Origin of the sequence: Vibrio genomosp. F10 str. 9ZD137 (genome assembly GCF_049974785.1) — a bacterium.
In the GTDB taxonomy this organism is placed as follows: Bacteria; Pseudomonadota; Gammaproteobacteria; order Enterobacterales; family Vibrionaceae; genus Vibrio.
The window spans coordinates 1-954 of record NZ_JBNGCJ010000040.1 but is presented as its reverse complement, the minus strand read 5'-3'; the positions used below and the strand labels follow the sequence as shown (position 1 = coordinate 954).

The window sequence follows — 954 nt, the reverse complement described above, 5'->3', positions numbered from 1 at the left end:
CCGCGGTTAAGACGGTTCCCCAAGGCAGTCATTGGACGGTTGAGCGCTTCGGCCGCTATACTCATACGTTACAGCCCGGCCTTAATATCATTATTCCATTCATCGATCGTGTCGGACAAAAAGTCAACATGATGGAACGTGTTCTGGATATTCCCGCTCAGGAAGTGATCTCTAAAGATAATGCGAATGTCGTGATTGATGCCGTCTGCTTTATACAGTGTATCGACGCTTCCAAAGCCGCTTATGAAGTCACTGACTTGGCTCATGCAATTCGCAACTTAACGCTAACCAATATTCGTACCGTGCTTGGTTCAATGGAGCTCGATGAAATGTTAAGTCAACGGGATATGATCAATACTAAGCTACTCACTATTGTCGATGAAGCGACCAACCCGTGGGGCGTGAAAGTAACTCGAATCGAGATCAAAGATGTTCAGCCCCCTGCCGATTTAACCGCAGCAATGAATGCCCAAATGAAAGCAGAACGAAATAAGCGTGCTGATATTTTAGAAGCGGAAGGTGTCAGACAGGCCGAAATATTAAAAGCCGAAGGTCATAAACAATCTGAAATCTTGAAGGCAGAAGGTGATAAACAAGCGGCAATACTGCAAGCAGAAGCTCGTGAGCGCGCCGCAGAAGCCGAAGCCAGAGCGACTGAAATGGTATCAACGGCTATTGCTCAAGGTGACATGCAAGCGGTGAACTACTTTATCGCTCAAGGCTACACCGAAGCATTGAAATCTATCGGTGAAGCTGAAAATAGCAAGATCATCATGTTGCCATTAGAAGCCACCGGATTGATGGGTTCAATCACGGGGATTGCTGAAATGTTTAAGACGGACTCAACGAAAGAAAAATAGGTGAACATGTGTTGGAATTCTTAGATTCAATCAATCATTGGCATTGGCTAGCGTTTGGCCTTGCCCTTCTCGCAATGGAGTTGCTGGGCACCGC

The 954-nt window shown here is 46.3% G+C and carries 1 protein-coding gene and 1 pseudogene; both read left to right on the top strand.

The window, feature by feature from the left end; translation table 11 throughout:
• Window positions 1–860 (top strand): SPFH domain-containing protein (locus tag ACP45E_RS00460; protein ID WP_069584581.1); only part of this gene is annotated, 860 nt, incomplete at its 5' end.
• Between the two features lie 8 nt (window positions 861–868).
• Window positions 869–954 (top strand): annotated as a pseudogene (locus ACP45E_RS00455) (NfeD family protein); the annotation flags it as partial.